Annotated in this window: 2 protein-coding genes; both read left to right on the forward strand. The window is 65.5% G+C overall.

Going from position 1 to position 1341, the window contains the following annotated elements:
- Nucleotides 1-942 (forward strand): glycerol-3-phosphate dehydrogenase (gene glpD / locus MOV75_RS38325; protein WP_247008028.1); only part of this gene is annotated, 942 nt, incomplete at its 5' end.
- Nucleotides 939-1341: ATP-binding cassette domain-containing protein (locus MOV75_RS38330; RefSeq protein WP_247008029.1), on the forward strand; the 403-nt coding region annotated here is incomplete at its 3' end. The genes glpD and MOV75_RS38330, both read left to right, overlap by 4 nt.

Raw genomic sequence — 1341 nt, forward strand, 5'->3', positions numbered from 1 at the left:
CAGATCCAGGCCCGCGCGCTGGTCAATGCCGGCGGCCCCTGGGTCGAGGACGTGCTCGGCCGCGGCGCCGGCGTCAATGCGAAAGCCAAGGTACGCCTGGTGCAGGGCTCGCACATCGTGGTCAGGAAGCTCTACGACCACGACCGCGCCTACATGTTCCAGAACGCCGACGGCCGCATCATCTTCGTGATCCCGTACCAGGACGATTTCACGCTGATCGGCACCACGGATCGCGACTATGACGGCGATCCCGCCAAGGTGAAGGCGACGGCCGAGGAGATCCAGTATCTCTGCACGGCGGCGAGTGAATATCTGGCCAAGCCGGTGACGCCGGACGACGTCGTCTGGACCTATTCCGGCGTGCGCCCGCTCTATGACGACGGCGCCAGTGAAGCCAAGGCCGCGACGCGCGACTACGTGTTCGAGCTCGACACGCCCGGCGGTGTGCCGCTGCTCTCGATCTATGGCGGCAAGATCACGACCTATCGCCGCCTCGCCGAAGAAGCGCTCGATCGGCTCGCGCCTTATCTGCGCAGTGCAAAAGCACGGGAGGGCTGGACCGGCAAATGGCCGCTGCCCGGCGGCGACATGAATGTGTCCGACATCGACGGGTTGATCGCCGAGCTTCAGCGTGGCTATCCCTTCCTCAGTCACGAGCACGCGCGACGTCTTGCCCGCGCCTATGGCACAAAGGCGGTCAAGCTGCTCGGCGACGCGAAATCGGCCGCCGATCTCGGCCAGTCCTTTGGTGCGACGCTGACCGAGCGCGAGGTGCGCTATCTCATGGCCAACGAATGGGCCGTGACCGCCGAGGACGTCGTCTGGCGCCGTTCCAAGCTCGGCCTGCGACTATCTGCCGATGAGATCGGCGTGCTTGACGACTGGATCAGGACCCACACTGTGCAGCAAACTCCCCTGCTGGAAGCGGGAGGACGCTCATGACCGTGACGCTCGATCACGTGACCCGGACTGTCGAGGGTGTCCCACATATCCGCGACGTCTCGCTGACGCTCGAGAGCGGAACCCTTAACGTGCTGCTCGGCCCGACGCTGTCGGGCAAGACCTCGATCATGCGGTTGCTCGCCGGCCTCGACAAGCCGACCACGGGCAAGGTGGTGGTGAACGGCAAGGACGTCACGGGTGCCGATGTGCGCCAGCGTTCGGTTGCCATGGTCTACCAGCAATTCATCAACTACCCCTCGCTCACCGTCTACGAGAACATCGCCTCGCCCTTGCGCGTGCAGGGCAAGCCGCGCTCCGAGATCGAGGCGCGCGTGGCGGAGGCGGCGAAGCTGCTGCGGCTCGAGCCGTACCTGAAGCGTACGCCGCTCCAGCTCTCCG

Source organism: Bradyrhizobium sp. PRIMUS42 (genome assembly GCF_023006515.1).
Taxonomy (GTDB): domain Bacteria; phylum Pseudomonadota; class Alphaproteobacteria; order Rhizobiales; family Xanthobacteraceae; genus Bradyrhizobium.